The sequence below is a fragment of the Spiroplasma endosymbiont of Ammophila pubescens genome (assembly GCF_964020965.1).
GTDB lineage: Bacteria > Bacillota_I > Bacilli_A > Mycoplasmatales > Mycoplasmataceae > Spiroplasma.
The window spans coordinates 239,379-259,313 of record NZ_OZ026611.1; the positions used below are offsets into that span (position 1 = coordinate 239,379).

Sequence of the window (19,935 nt, forward strand, 5' to 3'; positions counted from 1 at the left end):
AGGAAATTTATTAAAATGAGATATTTGAATGATGCAAGATTTACAGTTATATCACTTAGGAGAACTAAAAAAGGGAAATTAATTGATGAAAAATGTAAAGGTGATAGAAATGGAATTTAATGCAAAATCTTTTAAAGATTCACTGATCAGCGGTTATAATAATTTATATAATTTTTATTCAGAAATTGATAAATTAAATGTTTTTCCAGTTCCTGATGGCGATACGGGAACAAATATGAATTTAACGATGACTAATGCTGTTAAGGAAATTAATGAACTCAATTCGGAGTCAATTAGTAAGGTTGCTGATGTTTTTGCACGTGGCTTAATTATGGGAGCTCGTGGTAATTCAGGTGTTATTTTGTCACAAATCTTTCGTGGTTTTGCCAATGGTTTAAAAGAATTTGATGAATTAAATTTTGATTCAGTTAAAGCAGGAATTTCACAAGCAAATGAGGTTGCTTATAAAGCGATAATGAAACCGGTTGAAGGAACAATTTTAACTGTAATTCGTGAAACTGCGGAACATGTTTCAACATTAGAAAAAGAAATTCCTGTTCCAGAGTTATTCCAAAAAATTGTTGATTTTGCAACTGAGTCATTGAATCATACTCCGGAGTTACTGCCAGTTTTAAAAGAAGTTGGTGTTGTTGATTCAGGTGGTTTTGGTTTAGTAAAAATATTTGAAGGCATTACAGAATATTGAAAAACAGGAAAAATTGTGCCACAACGAAAAAAACAGGTTGAAAATACTGGTGAAAATGTTGTTATGGATTTACAAAATGAAGAATTTGGTTATTGTACTGAAGCAATTGTAATGTTAGATCATAAGCATATTAATAAAATTAATGTAATGCAAATTCGCCAAACATTAGAAGATCAAGGTGGAAAATCAATTGTTGCAGTTGTTGATAATGATATTTTAAAAGTTCATGTCCATACTTTACTTCCTGGTTATATTTTAACTTTTTTACAACAACATGGTGAGTTTAAGAATATTAAAATTGAAAATATGAATTTACAAGCAGCCAAACATGTTAAAACAATTAAAATTGATCGGCAATTGAAAAATCCGGTCGCTATTATTGCTGTCACACCATCAAATGGCATTGCTAATTTTTTCAAAACTGATTTAAATATTCAATTTACAGTTAATGGTGGAGCATCAATGAATCCATCAACGGATGATTATTTAAGTGCAATTGAAGCAGTTGATGCGGTTGATGTCTTTATTTTACCAAACAATAGTAACGCAATTTTAGCAGCGCAACAAGCAGCAAAAATTGAACGTAATTCCAATGTCTATGTTGTGCCAACAACATCAATTCAAGAAGGAATGGTAGCAGCTTTATCATTTGAACCGGGAGAAACACCGAAAAAGATTTATTCAACATTAAAAGCAAGTCTTAAAAATGTGACAAGTTTGTCAATTACTGTTTCAGCAAAAACAACTTCAATTGATGGTGTTAAAATTAACAAAGGAGAATATATGGGAATTATGAATAAAAAAATTATTTGTTCATTTCCAACCTTATCACGAACAATGAAATACTTGTTTGATCGAGCAATTACAAAATCAACAGAAATTGTTACAATTTTTGCTGGTGAAGAAGCAGAAACACTCGATATTAATGCAATTCGAAAATATTTAGATGAAAGTTTTGATGTTGAATATGAATTTATTGATGGTGATCAAACATTATACCCGTTTTTAATTGCTGTAGAATAAATAAAAATAATAGAATGAATTTAAGTTTTTTATTTATTTATCTTGAAATGAATTATGAATATGATAATATAGTAGGGATTTAGATTTTATGGCACTATAGCCAAGCTGGCTAAGGCATGGGACTGCAACTCCCCGATCGTCGGTTCGAATCCGACTAGTGCCTCCATTTAAATACTGCTTTATTTCTTATGCGTCCATAGATCAATTGGATAGATCGTTTGACTACGGATCAAAAGGTTGAGGGTTCGAATCCTTCTGGGCGCGCCATTTATTTAAATGTTATTTTTTTTCGGAAAGTAGCTTAGCTTGGTAGAGCACTCGGTTTGGGACCGAGGGGTCGCAGGTTCGAATCCTGTCTTTCCGACCATTTTTTATACTATTTTGGGCCCGTAGCTCAGCTGGGAGAGCACCTGCCTTGCACGCAGGGGGTCGACGGTTCGAACCCGTTCGGGTCCACCATTAACTTTAGTAAAGCAATTAAACTTGATATGGCGGGATAGCTCAGCTGGTTAGAGCGCTCGGCTCATACCCGGGAGGTCAAGAGTTCAAGTCTCTTTCTCGCTACCATGGACCCTTAGCTCAGTTGGTTAGAGCATCCGGCTCATAACCGGATGGTCACTGGTTCAAGTCCAGTAGGGTCCACCATTTATTATTTAGTTGCTTTCCGAGCATTTTTTGGAAGATTACCCAAGTCTGGTTGAAGGGATCGGTCTTGAAAACCGACAGGCGGTGAAAGCCGCGCGGGGGTTCGAATCCCTCATCTTCCGCCATTTTTTTAAAAAAAACTTGCAATTAAAAGTTAGGTTATGATAGTATTAAAATTGTGGGGTGGAGCAGTGGTAGCTCGTTGGGCTCATAACCCAAAGGTCGCAGGTTCAAGTCCTGCCCCCGCAACCAATGGTCTTGTAGTGAAGTGGTTATCATGCCTCTCTGTCACAGAGGAGATCGCGGGTTCAAGTCCCGTCAAGACCGCCAATCGTGGTTCAGTAGCTCAGTTGGTAGAGCATTTGATTGAAGTTCAAAGTGTCGGCAGTTCAATTCTGTCCTGAACCACCATTGAATTTAGTTAAAAATAACCCTAGACTCTAAATTAATCGTAGATTAGTTTAGAGTTTTTTATTTTTGTTATATAATTAATAAAGGTGATGGGAATGTTTTCAAGATTGACAAAAGATATAACCTTTTATTTAAAACGTGAAGAGTGAAAGTTCGCGTTAAATGAAGACAATTTTAAATATAAACCACGCTTTGTCTTAGACCGTTATCAGAAAAAGATAGGAACTGAGAATTTCCGTAATTTTAAATATTGAATTTTTAAACGTTGAATTTTAAAAAATTTTGCTTATACCCAAGATTTTATTCATCGGTTTTATAAATATCAACGGAAATTAGATTTAGTGCTAACTGGTCGTGAACAAGAGTTTATTTATAATGTTGAAGAAGTTAATTTTACATTATGACGCCCCTTAAAAGTTTTACCAGTGGCATTTGATTTACAACCAAAGGAAAAGTGCCATTTTAAAAATAATACTGTTAATATTCATCTTTTTACAACCCATAAAGATATTAAGTTTTTTTGTAAGGGTGTTCTATTAATTACTAATAAGCGGTTTATTATTGATGGTTTAGATAAGAATAATAATAAGAAAGTAGTTCAGTTTAATTTAACAGATATTTCAAATGTTGAATTTATTGATATTGGTGTTAAAATTACGGTTGGAAAGCAAACTTATTTGATTCGGGAAAATAATCATATGTTAATTTTAGCATTGCTTTATCGTTGCTTGGGGCATAAGAAAGTTACCTTTGATCTTAAAAAACTACCACTAAATTTTAAGTTTTAAGATAGAAAGATGAGAGAGACAAAATGATTTTAAAAAATGCGAAAATAATTTGTGAAGAAGAAGTAATTTCAAATGGTTGAATTGAAATTAAAGATAATAAAATTATTAAAATTACAGCAGGTCATACTGACCAAAGAGGTTATGATTTACAACAAGCAATTATTATGCCTGGTTTTATTGACTGTCATGTGCATGGTGGATATGGTGAAGATACTGAAAAAGTCACAATTGCTAGTTTTCAAAAATTTGCTCAAGCAGTACCACAAGAAGGAATTACCAAATATTGCCAAGCAATTATTACTGGCAGTGATGATACTTTAACAAAAATTTTAACGGTATATCAAGATTATATGAAAAATTATAATAAGGGCCCGCAAGCACGACAAATTGGTGCCCATTTAGAAGGACCTTTTATTTCCCATAATTTTAAAGGTGCACATGATGAAACATTATTACAAGAACCAAACATTCACCTGTTAGAAAAATGAATAGAAGCTTCAAATAATAACATTCGGATTGTCACATATGCGCCTGAAGAAGAAAATGGTACTTTTACAAAGTTTTTATTAGAACATCAAATTTTACCATCAATTGGACATTCAAATGCAACATATGATTTAGTCGCAAAACGAGTAGCAATGGGAGTCCACCATGTAACACACTTATATAATGCTATGAGCAAATATGATCATCGTCAGCCTGGTGTTGTTCCTGCTGCATTAAATTTTGATGAAATTTTATGTGAATTAATTAGTGATGGAATTCATATTAATCCAAACATCATTAATTTAACTTATAAAATTAAAGGAGCAAAAGGAATTTGCTTAGTAACTGATGCAATGCTTGCAAAAGGATTACCTGATGGTGAATATCAATTTGGGCCATTGCCAGTTGTTAAAACTGGACAACAAGTTGTCATTAAAGGCACAACTACAATTGCGGGGTCAGTTGCAACCTATGATTATTGTGTTCGTAATTTTCAGCAGTTTACTAATTGTTCATTCCAAGATTTAGCATTAGTTACTAGTACTAATATTGCTAAACAATTAGGAATTTATTCAACGACTGGTTCAATCGCTGTTGATAAATTAGCAGATTTAGTTGTGTTAGATGCTGACTTAAAAGTTTTAATGACCTTATGTGAAGGTGAAATTGCTTATTCACAACATCATTTAACACAAAAATAGAAATTTGTTTTAAAAATTATAAAACAATAAGGAGGAATAAAAAATGAAATTAATTATTGTTGAAGATAAAAATGCAATTGGGAAAGTTGTTGGACAAATTTTTGTAAATTATGTGCAGCAAAATCCAAAAGTTGTTTTTGGTTTAGCAACTGGTTCATCACCAGAAACAACTTATCAATATATTATTGAAGATTATAAAAAAAATAAGACAGACTGAAGTAAAGTAACAACTTTTAACTTAGATGAATACATTGGTTTAGAATCAAGCCATCCACAAAGTTATCGTTACTTTATGAATGAAAAATTATTTAATCACTTAAATATTAATAAAAAGCATACTTATGTACCATTAGGGACAGGTGATTATATTGCTTATGCGAAAGAATATGATAATTTAATTGCAAAAGCAGGGGGAATTGACTTACAATTATTAGGTCTTGGTACTAATGGGCATGTTGGTTTTAATGAACCACCAGCAGATTTTAATTCTTTAACAGGTGTTGTTGATTTAGTTCCTTCAACAATTGAAACTAATGTTCGTTTTTTTACTTCACCAGGTGATGTTCCCCAGCAAGCAGTGTCAATGGGTATTAAATCAATTTTAAATGCAAAAAAAATTATTTTAATTGCTAATGGTACAAATAAAGCACACGCGGTTAAGCAACTAGTTGAAGGTGAAATTAGTAAGTTATGACCTTGTACAGCTTTACAAATGCATCAAGATGTTATTGTTGTAGTTGATAAAGCAGCTGTTGGATTATTACAAACACGAGGAATTAATCTTAGTTAAAAATGAATTGAAAGAAAATTTAATAATTTTAACAAAAACCTTTTTTGTTCAAAGAAATACTTTTTTAGCAGAAGTATAACAATATCAGTGAGAAAAATTGGACCTAGTAATTATTCAAAAGAGTTTTTTATTAAAACTTTTTTTTTTTTTTTGAGTGATACAATTTAAGTACTATTTACTAACTAGATAATAATTAAAACACGCTCTTAATTTTAAGATTGGGAGTATGCTCTATGACTGAAATTGAACAATTATTATCACAGTCATATGCTGAATGCGTTAATTATTTATTAAAAAAATATGGGCCAGTTGCAAAAGATTACTTTTCTGATTTTGGTTGTACTAAAAAGACAAGTGGAATCACGCGGGGAAATGAAGGCTTATATATTCATCATATTGATGAAGATAAAGCAATTATGTTATCAACTCCGACATATGCAAAGAAAAATCCATTTGATTATCAAAAAGCTGATCATTTAGTCTATTGCAATTTATTAGAACATTTAGTTTTACATATTAAAATTGTTGAATATCCAAATCCAGCCCAAAATCCGGGTGAAACCTGTGGGGTAGGCGGAATCTATAATTATATTTTTCCTGAATTAAATGATATTTATAGTGGAATTGTTTATAAACAAGCTTGAAAACAATATGTAAAACTTTAATAAATAAAAAAACATCTCAAAAGAGATGTTTTTTAAACTAAACGGTTGTATCATTCAACAATTAGTGCTTCATTAATATTACTATTTAGTTCTTCACGAAGAGGGAAACGAACATATGTTCCTGTCATTTTAGTTTTATCAAATTTAACAAATTCTAATGTACTAACTTGATTATCTAAACTTTCTAAAATCTTAATATTTTTTTGTGAACTTTCTTTTACACTAATCACATCACCAGGCTTACAATTATACGATGGAATATCAACTTTCTTCCCATTAACAAGAATATGAGCATGATTTACTAATTGACGAGCTCCTGCTCTTGTTTGTGATAGTCCCATACGATGCACGATGTTATCTAAACGTGATTCTAACATAATTAAGAAGTTTGTTCCGGCAATCCCTTTCATTTTTTTTGATTTACTGTAAGTGTTACGGAATTGACGTTCTGTTAAACCATACATATAACAAACTTTTTGTTTTTCATGTAATTGTAATCCATAGTTTGATAATTTTGAACGACGTTGTCCATGTTGACCAGGTGGTGTTGTTCTTTTTTTCCCTTTTGAAAACTCTTTGCCGTTTTCTAAGATACTAAAACCATATCTTCTTGCTTTTTTAAATATACTTCCATGATAACGTGCCATTAAAAAAACCTCCTATATATCATTATGACATACAAAAAGATTCATTGAATTGCTCTAATAAAGGAAGTTTTTTACTTCGCCCTAACAGCTAGGGTTACTTTAACATTAAATCTTAATTAATAAAAAACTAAGAACATTACTATGCAATTCTGCTGCTTCTCTGTGTTGTCTAGAGAATATTGTATAATAAAATCAAGGATAATTCAATATTTTTTTCTAATTTTTAATGTAATATCTTTTGCAACTGCTATAATTCAATTGATATATAGTAATGATTGGGGGCTAGGCAAAATGGAAAATATTATTAATAATACAATTAAATTAATATTATTAATTTTATTTTTTGTCTGCTTGTTACTATTAATAATAACATTAGTGTTGTGAGGGCAAAAGCGTTATTTAAAAACAATTGAAATTAAAGTTTTACAAAAATTTGATATTTTAAAACGATTACCGTTAAAACATAAAATTTTTCGGATTTCTGAAATTGCTCGTTATAATAATCGCTATGCAAAAGACTTGATTATCTGACGAACAAAGTATGAAATTATTTATGAGAAAAAATTAATAAGTTGTTTAGAAGTATTTCGTAAATTATATCAAATTAATAAAACAACATCCAAGAAAATGCCGAAAGTAGCAGTACAAAAAATTATTCCGTTGTTAAAAGAATTAACTTTATTAGAAGAAGAAGCTCGTCGGTTATTAGATGAAATTAACAGTCAATTGCGAATTGAATTATTACAACGAGATTATATTTTGGCACATAAGAAAATGTTTAATTCATTGTTAGAAGATGCAGTTAAATTGCAAATGAATGTATCTTTAGATTCTAAAAAAATTAGTGATTTTGAACGAAATATTGAAAGTATGTTTGATGAATTTGAAGATTATTTAACAGCGGGTGATTTTGTTAAAACAGAACAAATTTTATCCAATATTACTACTTCCTTAACTATTTTTGTTGAAATTTTAGACAATATTCCACAAATTAAAGCCTTGTTAACAAAAGTGGTTCCAAATAAACTTTCTTTATTAAAAGATAAATATGTTCTTTTCAATAAAGATGAAAGTAGTCGTGATTTATTAAAGTATAGTTTTGATGAATTAACCCAAAAGATTGATGAAACTAAAATTTTAATTTCTAAATATATTGATAACTTGCAATATAAAAAAGCAACAAAGAAAACAATTGAAATTATTAATCAAATTAGTGATTTTGATCAAAGTATTGAACACCAAAAAGCAATTATTTCATGTTTTAAAAAATATTATCAAGTTGTAATGGATTATATTAATAAAATTGAACGGAGTTTTAATGCGATTTCTCGACAAATTGAGGCATTACGTAGTTCATCAACATTAACGGCACATGAAGAAGGCATTTATCGTGAAGCAATGGGAAAAATAAAAGATTTAACACATGATACTAACCGCTTAGTCTTAGAAATTAATCGTAATGATCGCGATTATGTTAATTTTAATCAAGAATTAGTACATTTATTAGAAAATGCTGTTGTAACCCAAGAAGCATTAGAAAATGTTGTAAAGATTATTGAAAAGCGTAATTTTGCAGAAACTGAAATTCGAAAAACAATTCATTTGTTAGAAGTGGTTTTGTTACAAGCTGAAGTCCGCTTAAATCAATTACAATATAAAAAATTATTAACAAAATATGAAAAAGCAATTAGTGATTATCGACAATCCTTGGAAAAAATTAAACGAATATCATTTGATGTTAATAATCCTAGTGAAGTTGATGAAGTAACAGGTAAACTAAATCGTTTGAAAACAGAAGTTTTAAAATTGTTTGAAAAAATTAAAAATAATATTTTATTAGATTTATTATCACAAGAAACATTAGTTTATGCACAAAAATTTATTTTAACAAATGATGATGTTGATGACCAGTTACGTAATGCTCAGATTGCTTATCGCGATGGTGATTATGATGACTCATTATTTTTAGTGTTAAAAATTATTCATGAAGAACAAGGAAAAATATAGAAAATGGAGTATAAAATGAATTTTGATGTAATATTAATTCGTTATGGAGAATTAACAACCAAAGGAAAAAACCGTAATGATTTTACAAGAGTTTTAGTTAATAATATTAAAACAAAATTAACAGGATATGAAAATCAATATCAAATTAAAAAAGAATTTGATCGTTTATTTATTGAACTATTAGATGCAACGGTTAGTATGGAAATTGTTAACATTGTTAAAAATGTTTTTGGTTCATCATCGTTATCATTAGCCAAAAAAGTTGCTTGTTATTTATCAGAGATTGCTAATTGTGCAATTAATATCGTAAATTATTATCAACCAGCAACTTTTAAATTAGAAGTGCGCCGAAATGATAAGACTTTTCCACTGACATCAACGGAAATTAAGCAACAATTAGCACCAAAAATATTACAACAAACAAAGGTTAAAGTTGATGTTCATCAACCAGTTTTGCAAATTGATGTTGAAGTACGCCGAACATTTACATATGTTTTTGTTAATAAGATTAAAACAATTGGTGGTTTACCAGTTGGAATATCTGGACGAGGATTAGTAATGTTATCAGGAGGAATTGATTCACCAGTTGCAGCTTTTTTAACAATGAAACGGGGAATGAATATTGAATATTTACATTTTGCGACACCGCCACATACGACAGAAGAAGCATTACAAAAGGTTAAAGCTTTAGTTCAAAAATTAAATTATTACGCTGGTCAAAATCAGCAACGATTGCATGTGGTTAATTTTTCAATGTTACAACATGAATTAATGCATATTCTTGATGCTAGTTATCGAATTATTATTATGCGAAGAATGTTTTATCGTATTGCTAATTTATTAGCTAAAGATTTAAAATGTCAGGCAATTATTACTGGAGAATCATTAGGACAAGTTGCTTCTCAAACAATTGAAAGTATTAATACAATCAATGATGTTTCTACATTGCCGATTTTGCGGCCAGTATTGTGTTTTGATAAAAATGAAATTATTGATATTGCAAAACAAATTGATACTTATCAAACATCAATTTTACCGTTTGAAGATTGTTGTAGTTTATTTGTTCCAAAGAATCCTGTTACAAAACCACGTTTAAAACAAGCAGAATTTCAAGAAAAGAATTTAATGTGAACAGAAATTATTGATGTTATAATTAAAAAAAATATAACAACATATGTGGTTGGTAAGGATGTGATTTATGAAGAAGAAAACTAGTTTTTTTCAAAAAAAGAAAGAAGTAGCAAAACAATTAGTTAATGAATCTGAATTACAAAAAGCAGAACAATCACGAACAAACTTATTAGAAGAAACAATATTAATTGATGAAGAATTTTCAATTATTTGTGATGTTAAAGATGAAAATATTAAAATAATAAATATGAAGAAAGAACAAAATTCTTTTTATAATGAAAATGCAATTGATTTAGAAAAAGAATTATTAAAAGAAATGGTTCCAAAGAAAAAAGCCCGTTTATGACGTTATTTAGTTTTTGGGATCTTAGCGCTTTTAATTGTAATTATGATCATTATTATTGCAATTAAATTATAAAATTAGGCCACAATTGTGGTTTTTATTTTCTTTTTCGCTACAATGATAGGAGAGTGAGGTAGCAATGATGACAATTCCCCATTTAAATGTTCGAACAAGTTATAGTTTATTATCATCTTTAATTACTTTTGATAAATATTTTAATTATGCTATGACAACTAATTTATCATCATTGGCAATTTGTGATAATAATATGTTTGGGGTTTATGAATTTCACCAGCTTTGTCAAAAAAATAAAATTAAACCAATTATTGGCTTAAATGTTATTATTTTCTTGAATGATATTCTTTATAATATGAATTTATTTGCTCGTAATCAAAATGGTTATTTTAATTTAGTTGAAATTTCATCTTTAATAATGATTAATGCTGAACATAAGCAAAATTTAACATTAGAGGAAATTAGTAAGTTTTTAACAACAGATGTTAATATTATTATTAATTATACAACAGATAATTATCAACCTGAGTTATATCAAACGCTAAGAAAAATTTTAAAAGTTGGAACGGATTTATATTTAGGTATTAATAATGGGAATTTATCGTTGTTAGAGTCGTTGCAAGCATTAGTTGCAAATGAACAAATTATTTGAAATAATAAAGTACAATATTTTACAAGTGAAGATTTTACTGCTTATAAAGTTGTTGATACAATTAAAACACAAATTTTATTTAAAGAAAGTAAGATGAAAGATTTATATGGTTGAGTTTCACCACCCCCCTTTTATCAACAATATTTTGACAATATTAAAACATTTATTACGACAATTGATGTTTTTCCTTTACATAAAGGGACTATTTTTGATAATTTATTACATTATCCAACCCCAGAAGGGCAGACAGCACAACAGTTTTTACAAGAAATTTGTCAAACAGCTTTAAAACAAAAAAAAATTAATGGTTCTAAAACAACATATCTGCAACGATTAACTTATGAATTAACAGTGATTAATAAAATGGGTTTTAATGATTATTTTTTAATTGTATGAGATTATGTTCGTTATGCAAAACAACAAAATATTTTTGTTGGTCCTGGCCGCGGTAGTGCTGCTGGTAGTCTTGTAAGTTATTTATTAAATATTATAACAATTGATCCAATTGCTTATAATTTACTTTTTGAACGATTTTTAAATCCAGAGCGAAAAAGTTTACCAGATATTGATATTGATTTTGAAGATGATAAACGAGAAATGGTTGTTGAATATTTATTTGAAAAATATGATAGTGAACATGTTGCCCATATTATTACTTTTCAAACAATTGGGATGAAAATGGCAATTCGAGATATTTGTCGAATTTTTGATATCGCAATTGAAGAAGCAGATAAAATGAGCAAAGCAGTTCCATTAGAATATAATTATCATTATGAAGAAGCAATTAATGCTAATCCTCTTTTTGAAATTTATCAGAAGAAATATCCCCAAGTGTTTTTGCATTTAAAAAAAATTATTGGTTTACCACGTCAAACAGGGACCCATGCAGCAGGTGTTGTTTTAACACAACAACGCTTACAAACAATTATTCCAATTAAAGAAGGCTATAATGGAATTTATCAAACACAATATTCAATGAATTATTTAGAAGAATTGGGAATTCTAAAAATGGATTTATTAGGATTACGAAATTTAACAATTTTACATGATGTGATTGATAATATTTACCAAGAAACAAAAGTAAAATTAGATGTTGACACCTTACCATTAAATGACCAAAAAACTTATCAATTATTAGCGCAAGGGGATACAAAAGGGATTTTTCAATTAGAATCACCAGGGATGACGAAGGTTTTAGTTGATATGGTTCCAGACCAATTAGAAGATATTGTTGCAACGTCTTCATTATATCGTCCTGGTCCACAAGATAATATTCCTTTGTTTATTAAACGAAAAAAAAATTTGGCAAAAGTTACCTATATTGATGAACGTCTAGCTGAAATTTTAGCACCAACTTATGGCATTATTGTTTATCAAGAGCAAGTTATGCTAATTGCTCAAAAAGTTGCTAATTTTTCACTAGCTAAAGCTGATGTGCTTCGTCGTGCAATGGGGAAAAAAGATGCATCAATTATGAGCCAAATGAAAACTGAATTTATTGAAGAGGCTGTTAAAAATCATTATGTTGAAAAAATAGCACAAGAAATTTGAGAATTAATTTATAAATTTGCTGCCTATGGGTTTAATCGGAGCCATGCAGTTGCATATTCATTGTTAGGTTATCAAATGGCCTATTTAAAAGCAAATTATCCTTCCCAGTTTTTAGCTAGTTTATTGACACATGTTATTGGGGATGAACATAAAACAAATGATTATATTGCTTTAGCAAAAAAGAATCATTTAACAATTGTGCCACCAAATATTAATGCTCCATATCGACAGTATCATACAATTGATAATCAAATTTGTGTTCCATTATTAATTATTAAACAAATTGGTTTTGCTTTTTTTAATAAAATTGCCCAAGAGTATCAAACTAATGGGATGTTTATGGATTTATATGATTTGTTTATTCGTTTATATAAGAAAGGCTTAAATCGAAAAACTTATGAGGCATTATGTTTTTCTGGAGCATTAGATGTTTTTAAGTTGAACCGGATTACCTTATTTAATAATTACCACCGGATTCTTACTTATATTGAGTTGATTAAAACGCAAGAAGAGAATGAAAATTTGGTTGTTGATTTTTCATTAGCTGAAAAACCAGAACTAGTAATTGAACCAAACGATGAAGTTATATGTATAGAAAAAGAATATGAATTTTTAGGATTTTATTTATCGAATCATCCATTAAAATATATTCGTGAAAAAGCAGGGTACCAAGATAAAACAACATTAATTAGTAATTTGCGTTTAAGTTTACGATCAACAAATATTTTAGTTCTCGTGAAGCGAGTAAAAGTAATTACTGATAAAAACAACAATAAAATGGCATTCTTAGATTGTTATGATGAAAGTAGCGAAATTAGTATTACTGCTTTTGCTGGTATTTATAAAGATTATGCTAATTTGTTAAAAACTAATAATGTCTTATTATTAAATATTAAGTTAGGAACATATAATAATAAAATTAATGGGATTATTAATCGCATTAAATTTATTAGTGGGTAGCAAGAATAAATGTTTATTGAAGTTATTGCAAGAAACTACAAAGAATGCCAAATTATTGAACAAGCTGGAAATATTAACCAAATTGAATTATGTGCTTATTTATCGCGCGGAGGGTTAACACTATCTTATGCAGTTATTCAAGAATGTACTGAACGAATTAAAGTTCCTATTCGGGTAATGGTTCGTCACCGTGATGCTGATTTTTATTGTCCGGCTGATGAATATTTTCAACTTAAAAAAGATATTGCTTATATTAAAACAACAAAGGCAGAAGGTATTGTGGTCGGTATTTTAACACCTACACATCAAATTGATTTATTACGGATGGAAGAATTAATTGCCTTAGCACATCCATTAGCAATTACTTTTCACAGGGCTTTTGATTTAATTGAAGATAAAATTACTGCTATTCAACAATTAGTTCAATTAGGAATTAGCACAGTTTTAACCCAAGGTGGGATAACTCCAATTATGAAAAATTTAGTAACTTTACAAAGTCTTCGGAATTATGGTGTTCAAATTCAAGGAGGTAGTGGTATTAATTTGACTAATTATCGCGAAATTAGTCATTATTGTGATGCTATTCATCTTGGCAGTGCTGTGCATTATGACGGGACTCGAAATACTGTCCTTGATATAGTAAAACTTCAACAATTAAAATAGGAAAATTTTTAATTAATTATAATTAATTTGCTACTTTTTCTAAAAACTTTAAAAAAAGTAATATAATTATTTGGTAATGATTAATAGCAGAAAGGAATAAAAAATGAACATTTTAAAAAACATACTTGAAAAAATTAATACCTTTTCTCACAAAATAAAAATTATTTTTCCAGAAGGAAATTCTGAACGAATTCAAACAGTAGCGAAACAATTAATTGGTACAAATATTACGCCAATTCTTGTTTTTGCAACACGAGCAGAAGTTCCTACAACAATTGATGAATTACAAAGCGAAGTTATTGTTGCCGAAGAGCAAAATGAAACAGAATTAGCAGAATATTTCGTTGAATTACGAAAAGGAAAAATTTCATTATTAGAAGCTAAAGAATTAGTTCGTGAATGTAATTATTTAGCAATTTTATGAGTTAAAAAAGGTCTTGCTGATGGAATGGTTGGTGGGATTACTTATGATACAAAAGATATTATTGGTCCAGCATTGCGAATTATTAAAGCAAAACCAAGTGTAAAATTAGTTTCATCATTTTTTTTAATGGTTCGGAATAATGAACGTTATATTTTTACTGATTGTGCTTTGAATATTGATCCAACGGCTGAGGAATTAGCAGATATTGCTTATTTAGGATATGAAGCTAGTCAAGTTTTTGGTTTTCAAAAGCCAAACATGGCATTATTATCCTTTTCAACAAAAGGTTCAGGGCGTGGGACTTCTGTTGATAAAGTCCGTACTGCTTATGAACTTGTCCAAGTAAAGAATTTAAAAAATTGTTCTGTTGATGGTGAGTTTCAATTTGATGCCGCGTGAGATTATGCTATTCGTAATAAAAAAGCGCCGTCATCAGTCTTAAAAGCACCTGTTGATATTTTTGTTTTTCCAAATTTGGATGCGGGAAACATTGGATATAAAATTGCCCAACGATTAGGGGGATTTGAAGCAATTGGTCCAATTGTTATTGGATTAGACCGACCAGTTAATGATTTATCACGTGGTGCTACTATTAATGACATTTACAATACTGTTTTAGTGACAGCATATTTATGTATATATAAATCAAATGATTAGAAAGGAAAAAAAGAAAAATGATTTTAGTAATAAATGCGGGTAGTAGTTCAATGAAATTTCAATTATATAAAGTTGATTCAGCAAAAAATTATGAAGTAATTTGCAAAGGATTAGCTGAACGAATTAACATTGATGGAATTTTTACCCTTAAATTTAATGGTCAGGAGTTTCAAACAAAAGAAAATTTTCCAGATCATAAAGCAGCAGCGAAAGTTTTAATCGCTAAATTAAAAGAACATCATATTATTCAAGATTTTACTGACATTCAAGGAATTGGACATCGAATTGTGCATGGTGGTGAAAAGTTTACACAATCAATAATTATTAACGATGAAGTATTTGCAGAAATTAAACGAATGGTAACATTAGCTCCGCTGCATAATCCACCAGCAATTGCTGCCATTGAAGCTTTTCGTAAGATTGTTGATGTTCCAAATGTTGCAGTATTTGATACTTCATTTCATACAACAATTCCTGAAGAAAATTATTTATATTCAGTTCCCTATGAATGATATAGTAATTATCAAGTCCGTCGTTATGGTTTTCATGGCATTTCTTATCGTTATATTACAAAACAATTAGCTGAAATTTTACAAAAACCAGTGACTGAAGTTAATGCAATTATTTGTCATTTAGGCAATGGTGCTTCAATTTGTGCAGTTAAAAATGGTAAAAGTTTTAATACTTCAATGGGTTTAACCCCATTAGAAGGATTAATTATGGGGACACGAAGTGGCGATATTGACCCTTCAATTCACCAATTTATTGCAAATCAAACTGGTGCAACATTAGATGAAATAACTAATACTTTAAATAAAGAATCTGGTTTATTAGGAATTTCGGGAGTATCATCTGATTTACGTGATGTTTTTAAAAGTAGCACGAATAATCAACGTAGTAAATTAGCATTGTTAATGAGTACAAAAAGAATTGCAAAATATATTGTTAGTTATGCTAATGATTTAAAAACAAAACTAGATGCAATTGTTTTTACCGCTGGAATTGGTGAAAATTCTGATGAAATGCGCCAATTAGTTGTTAATGAAGTTACTTTATTAAACTTAGAATTATCTTCGTCAGCAAATCAAAGGTCATATGAAACGGAAAATCTAATTTCAACTCCAAAAGCAGATGTTCTTGTTTATGCAATGCGAACAAATGAAGAAGTAATGATTTGTGAAGATACTTATCATTTAATTAATTCATAAGATAATTTTATTATTATTTAAAATATAATTCTTCACGATGAAAAGGTTTAGATGCTATTAGCATCTAAACCTTTTCATTTTAGTCCATTTTTTAAATTAAGTGTTTTGCAAAAATTTTATTAATACTAAAATGAACAACTAAAATCATGGCAGTTGAAAAAATAAAGGTAAATGTAGTGTCAGAAATCCAGTGGAATCTTTCCATTACAACAGCAAAATTCATTGCTAAAACATGAATTAATCAAATAATAAAACATAATTTTATTTTTCAGTTAATTTTATTGTTCTGCTTATTTTTTAAAAATAAAAGAATAATTGAGCCAGTACAATATGTAGCATTAATATGACCACTTGGGAAAGCGTATTCTCATGGGGTTTTAAATGTTGCCATATTAACATTACTAAATAAACCAATTGGTGGTTTTCACCAAGGATATTGTCATTCTGAGGGAATATTATTAAGATAACCGTTACCTAAATTATATCCAAAATGAAAACTCGATTTAAGATAAGCAGCTAAGAATTCAGGATGGGCATCAATTAAATCACCAAAAATAGCATTATAATAATAGATTCGATGTGTTGCACCTTTTAAAATCACAATAATAATATATGTACTAATTAAAAAACTTAATCCTTTAGTTGCTTTTATTCATGTTTGTTCTGTTAACAAACGGTTAGTTTTAACTAACCGATAGCGAACATAATAAAGACCAATTCCTAATAAGAATGATTGGTAAAGAAAAACTAAAATAGCACTTGTTAATTTATACTTATAATTATCAAATAGAAGATAGTCAATTCCAGGCCCAAAGCCTTCGTCAAGACTTGGAATTAAGGCTAAATTAACAATATTACCAATAAGTCATGCTCCTATGGCTAGGAAATAATAGATTATAGTAATCCAATAATTTTTTATAAATTTTTTCTTTTCTTGTTTTATTTTAAGCAAAAACCATGTTTCTAATAATATTGTTAGATAAATGATAATTACAATAACAATTTCAGTATTTCCTAATTGATCATAAAAACGGACTCAATATTTAACAAATTCATTTGATAAAGGTTTTGCAAGTTCAGCAGCAATTTGGTAGTCAATTTGATATCATCCCGTTGCAATAAGAACTCCTAAACTAATAAGAGAAATTATGAATAATGGAATTGCAAAAAAAATAAATATTTCATTTTTTTTTTTAATAAAAAAGATGTTATTTTTTTGTTGCATATAGTTTCCTCGTTTTTTATTTCATTGTTGTTAATTAAATAGGAATTTAGTAAAAAATATAGGTTCTTTTCTTTTTAATTATATGTTAAAAAATAAAATTTTAATTTTAATTTTAAAACTTTCCACGGTATAATTACTTAGAACATGTTATTAATAATTAAAATGATAATTATAATTACTTTAATTATTGGTTCACAATAGGGTTTTTAATTAAATATAACGAAAGATATAATTTAAAATAAAAGGAAATATGTGTGGGTGATTAAAATGAAAACAGATTTCAAAAAGTATTTTCAAGTATTTTTTAATATATATTTTATTTTGTTTACTTTATATTTTGGAATTTCGTTATTTTTACCTTGTTTTGTACCACATTATACAAATTGAGCATTTGTTAGTATTTCATTAAATTTAACTTATATTGTTTTAATAACGGATGCTTTTTTATTTTTCTTAGCTGTTTTAATCCAAATTTTAAGTGATTTTAAACATTATAAACGGATCATCTTACAATGAGATAATATTTTAAAAGTTAATGTTATTGTAATTTTATTATGATTAGCAAATATTTTTTGATTATCATACACTATTTATTGAAATATTACGATAACAGGATTACTTAGTCGTTTTACGCAGTTTTATTTTCAACTTTATCAATCAATTTTAATTTCGTTTTATTTCTTTTATGCTTTATTTATTATTATCTTTTTTATTGCTTTAGTCATATTACGGATTTATTTAATTTATTGGTATAAAATTAATGATTTAATTTATTTTAATCCGTTTCTTAATCTAACATTATTTTTAAATATTTTGGAACCGTATCTTTTTATGCGATATCGAATTAATATATTAGTTATTTTTTTATTAAAAAAACTAATTATTATTTTATTTATTATTGCAAATATTATTAAAACATATCGATTAATTCTTTTTAAAAAGGAAACAGCCCCACCACAACAGGGCAGTATTATTACCAAAATTTTAACAAAATAATCTTTTTAAAATTAATAAACTAATTTTAATATTAATTATGTAATAAAAATTATTGAAAAACAAAGGAGAACAAAATAATGAAAAAATTAATGATGATTTTAGCATCAGTATCACTATCAAGTCCAATTGTTGGGACAGCAATTGCATGTCATAGTCCTAAAACTAGGGGTGAAATTAATACAACAGGAATACCAACTGTTGGTACTATTAAAGCAAATTTAAAAAAAGCAGGTTATGATGTTGATAACTTAGATGTTGATTTAGCGCCAGGAATGAAAACAGCAATTATTCGTTTTATGCCAGATGTTCCAAATCGCCCATTTTTAACAAAAAAAGTTGATTTAAAATGAACAACAAATGATATTAGTAAAATTATTACTGTTACATCATTGCCATATGATAATGGTTCTGGTACAAAATTAACCGTCGATGAAGTGTTAACTGTTGTTAATAGTTTAAATGGAACAAATTTTACTTTTTCTGATATTGAAATAAATCTTGATCAAGAAATTAGTCAATGAGTAATTACGCCAAAACCAGGTGGTAATTTTATTGGTTCAGCAGTTGAAATTGTTAATGAACCAATTACATTTTCGCAAGCATTTCCATTAAAAAATATTGGTGATATTTATCTCGCTGATGCAGTCTGAGCAGATTATAAAAAAGACCTTGAGGGTACAAAAATGAATATGACAGCAGCAATTATGGAGTTTGTTGGGGATCGAAATCGTTTCGCAAGTTTATATAAAGATGCAATGTTAAAAGCGATGATGGGAGCTTTAAATGGTGGAATTGAAATATCAATTAATCAAGATAATGGGGAAGGGACTTTAAAAATTACAACGGAAGTTGAGCATGTTATTAATCATTCAACAATAACTGCTAATTTTACAGTTAAGACAACACCACGTAAGTTTTTAACGCAAGATAATGTTAAACCAACAGAAAAATTAATCCCTGTTAAATTAGATAAGATTTATACAAAAGAAACTGAAAACGAACTTCGTTATGATCTTGTTACAAAGCTATTAGGAAAACAATTTGCTGATCAATATCAGGAGATTTGATATAATGAAATTTGAGTAACTTTTAATGAGGATGGTAAAGGAGCAACTATTGAGGCTAAACCAGGTTCAAAAATTTTATCAGCTTCTGATACTTTAGCTTCTTTAATGACAAAAATTCCAGCTTATAAATTAAATGTTACATTTGAATAAAAAGAAAAAATAAACTCATTAATC

General features: G+C 28.6%; 16 protein-coding genes and 10 tRNA genes. 24 read left to right on the top strand and 2 right to left on the bottom strand.

The window, feature by feature from the left end; translation table 4 throughout:
* Positions 1–109 precede the first annotated feature (109 nt).
* From ABNT63_RS01480 to ABNT63_RS01550, 15 genes are all read left to right on the top strand, one after another.
* Positions 110–1,729: a DAK2 domain-containing protein gene (locus ABNT63_RS01480; protein WP_348737120.1), complete on the top strand. Its 1,620-nt coding sequence runs from the start codon at positions 110–112 to the stop codon at positions 1,727–1,729.
* A gap of 90 nt (positions 1,730–1,819) precedes the next feature.
* Positions 1,820–1,895, top strand: a tRNA-Cys gene (locus ABNT63_RS01485).
* Between the two features lie 24 nt (positions 1,896–1,919).
* Positions 1,920–1,996, top strand: a tRNA-Arg gene (locus ABNT63_RS01490).
* 23 nt (positions 1,997–2,019) lie between these two features.
* A tRNA-Pro gene (locus tag ABNT63_RS01495) sits at positions 2,020–2,096 on the top strand.
* Positions 2,097–2,112: 16 nt separating this feature from the next.
* Positions 2,113–2,188: transfer RNA gene (locus ABNT63_RS01500), tRNA-Ala, on the top strand.
* Between the two features lie 31 nt (positions 2,189–2,219).
* Positions 2,220–2,296: transfer RNA gene (locus tag ABNT63_RS01505), tRNA-Met, on the top strand.
* Between the two features lies 1 nt (position 2,297).
* Positions 2,298–2,374: transfer RNA gene (locus tag ABNT63_RS01510), tRNA-Ile, on the top strand.
* Positions 2,375–2,406: 32 nt separating this feature from the next.
* Positions 2,407–2,499: transfer RNA gene (locus tag ABNT63_RS01515), tRNA-Ser, on the top strand.
* Positions 2,500–2,551: 52 nt separating this feature from the next.
* Positions 2,552–2,626: transfer RNA gene (locus ABNT63_RS01520), tRNA-Met, on the top strand.
* A 2-nt stretch (positions 2,627–2,628) separates the two neighbouring features.
* Positions 2,629–2,704, top strand: a tRNA-Asp gene (locus ABNT63_RS01525).
* 5 nt (positions 2,705–2,709) lie between these two features.
* A tRNA-Phe gene (locus ABNT63_RS01530) sits at positions 2,710–2,785 on the top strand.
* Between the two features lie 95 nt (positions 2,786–2,880).
* Positions 2,881–3,573: a hypothetical protein gene (locus ABNT63_RS01535; RefSeq protein WP_348736119.1), complete on the top strand. Its 693-nt coding sequence runs from the start codon at positions 2,881–2,883 to the stop codon at positions 3,571–3,573.
* A gap of 23 nt (positions 3,574–3,596) precedes the next feature.
* Positions 3,597–4,760 carry an N-acetylglucosamine-6-phosphate deacetylase gene (nagA, locus tag ABNT63_RS01540; RefSeq protein WP_348736120.1) on the top strand — a complete coding sequence of 388 codons (1,164 nt, stop codon included), beginning with the start codon at positions 3,597–3,599 and terminating at the stop codon, positions 4,758–4,760.
* 43 nt (positions 4,761–4,803) lie between these two features.
* Positions 4,804–5,550, top strand: a complete 747-nt coding sequence (gene nagB / locus ABNT63_RS01545) for a glucosamine-6-phosphate deaminase (RefSeq protein WP_348736121.1) — start codon at positions 4,804–4,806, stop codon at positions 5,548–5,550.
* A 233-nt stretch (positions 5,551–5,783) separates the two neighbouring features.
* Positions 5,784–6,215, top strand: a complete 432-nt coding sequence (locus tag ABNT63_RS01550) for a hypothetical protein (protein WP_348736122.1) — start codon at positions 5,784–5,786, stop codon at positions 6,213–6,215.
* Positions 6,216–6,247: 32 nt separating this feature from the next.
* On the opposite strand, the gene rpsD is transcribed toward ABNT63_RS01550, so the two are convergent.
* Positions 6,248–6,862, bottom strand: a complete 615-nt coding sequence (gene rpsD / locus ABNT63_RS01555) for a 30S ribosomal protein S4 (protein WP_348736123.1) — start codon at positions 6,860–6,862, stop codon at positions 6,248–6,250.
* A 291-nt stretch (positions 6,863–7,153) separates the two neighbouring features.
* On the opposite strand from rpsD, the gene ABNT63_RS01560 reads away from it, so the two are divergent.
* From ABNT63_RS01560 to ABNT63_RS01590, 7 genes are all read left to right on the top strand, one after another.
* Entirely contained in the window at positions 7,154–8,869 is a 1,716-nt protein-coding gene (locus ABNT63_RS01560; RefSeq protein ID WP_348736124.1) for a septation ring formation regulator EzrA, read from the top strand.
* A gap of 15 nt (positions 8,870–8,884) precedes the next feature.
* Complete coding sequence (gene thiI, locus ABNT63_RS01565; RefSeq protein ID WP_348736125.1) at positions 8,885–10,084, top strand: tRNA uracil 4-sulfurtransferase ThiI; 1,200 nt, start codon at positions 8,885–8,887, stop codon at positions 10,082–10,084.
* Positions 10,068–10,418, top strand: a complete 351-nt coding sequence (locus ABNT63_RS01570; RefSeq protein WP_348736126.1) for a hypothetical protein — start codon at positions 10,068–10,070, stop codon at positions 10,416–10,418. Before thiI ends, ABNT63_RS01570 begins: the two co-directional genes overlap by 17 nt.
* A gap of 64 nt (positions 10,419–10,482) precedes the next feature.
* Positions 10,483–13,521 (top strand): DNA polymerase III subunit alpha, encoded by a 3,039-nt coding sequence (locus tag ABNT63_RS01575; RefSeq protein WP_348736127.1) that lies wholly within the window; start codon positions 10,483–10,485, stop codon positions 13,519–13,521.
* A 9-nt stretch (positions 13,522–13,530) separates the two neighbouring features.
* A complete protein-coding gene (locus ABNT63_RS01580; RefSeq protein WP_348736128.1) occupies positions 13,531–14,184 on the top strand; it encodes a copper homeostasis protein CutC in 654 nt (217 codons plus the stop codon).
* Positions 14,185–14,287: 103 nt separating this feature from the next.
* Entirely contained in the window at positions 14,288–15,265 is a 978-nt protein-coding gene (pta, locus tag ABNT63_RS01585; RefSeq protein WP_348736129.1) for a phosphate acetyltransferase, read from the top strand.
* 17 nt (positions 15,266–15,282) lie between these two features.
* Complete coding sequence (locus ABNT63_RS01590) at positions 15,283–16,473, top strand: acetate kinase (RefSeq protein WP_348736130.1); 1,191 nt, start codon at positions 15,283–15,285, stop codon at positions 16,471–16,473.
* Positions 16,474–16,564: 91 nt separating this feature from the next.
* On the opposite strand, the gene ABNT63_RS01595 is transcribed toward ABNT63_RS01590, so the two are convergent.
* Positions 16,565–17,698, bottom strand: coding sequence for a phosphatase PAP2 family protein (locus tag ABNT63_RS01595; RefSeq protein WP_348736131.1), 1,134 nt, complete (start codon positions 17,696–17,698; stop codon positions 16,565–16,567).
* A gap of 267 nt (positions 17,699–17,965) precedes the next feature.
* Here ABNT63_RS01595 and ABNT63_RS01600 point away from each other — a divergent pair, with 267 nt between their 5' ends.
* Positions 17,966–18,694, top strand: a complete 729-nt coding sequence (locus ABNT63_RS01600; protein WP_348736132.1) for a hypothetical protein — start codon at positions 17,966–17,968, stop codon at positions 18,692–18,694.
* Positions 18,695–18,771: 77 nt separating this feature from the next.
* Complete coding sequence (locus ABNT63_RS01605; RefSeq protein ID WP_348736133.1) at positions 18,772–19,911, top strand: hypothetical protein; 1,140 nt, start codon at positions 18,772–18,774, stop codon at positions 19,909–19,911.
* Positions 19,912–19,935 lie beyond the last annotated feature (24 nt).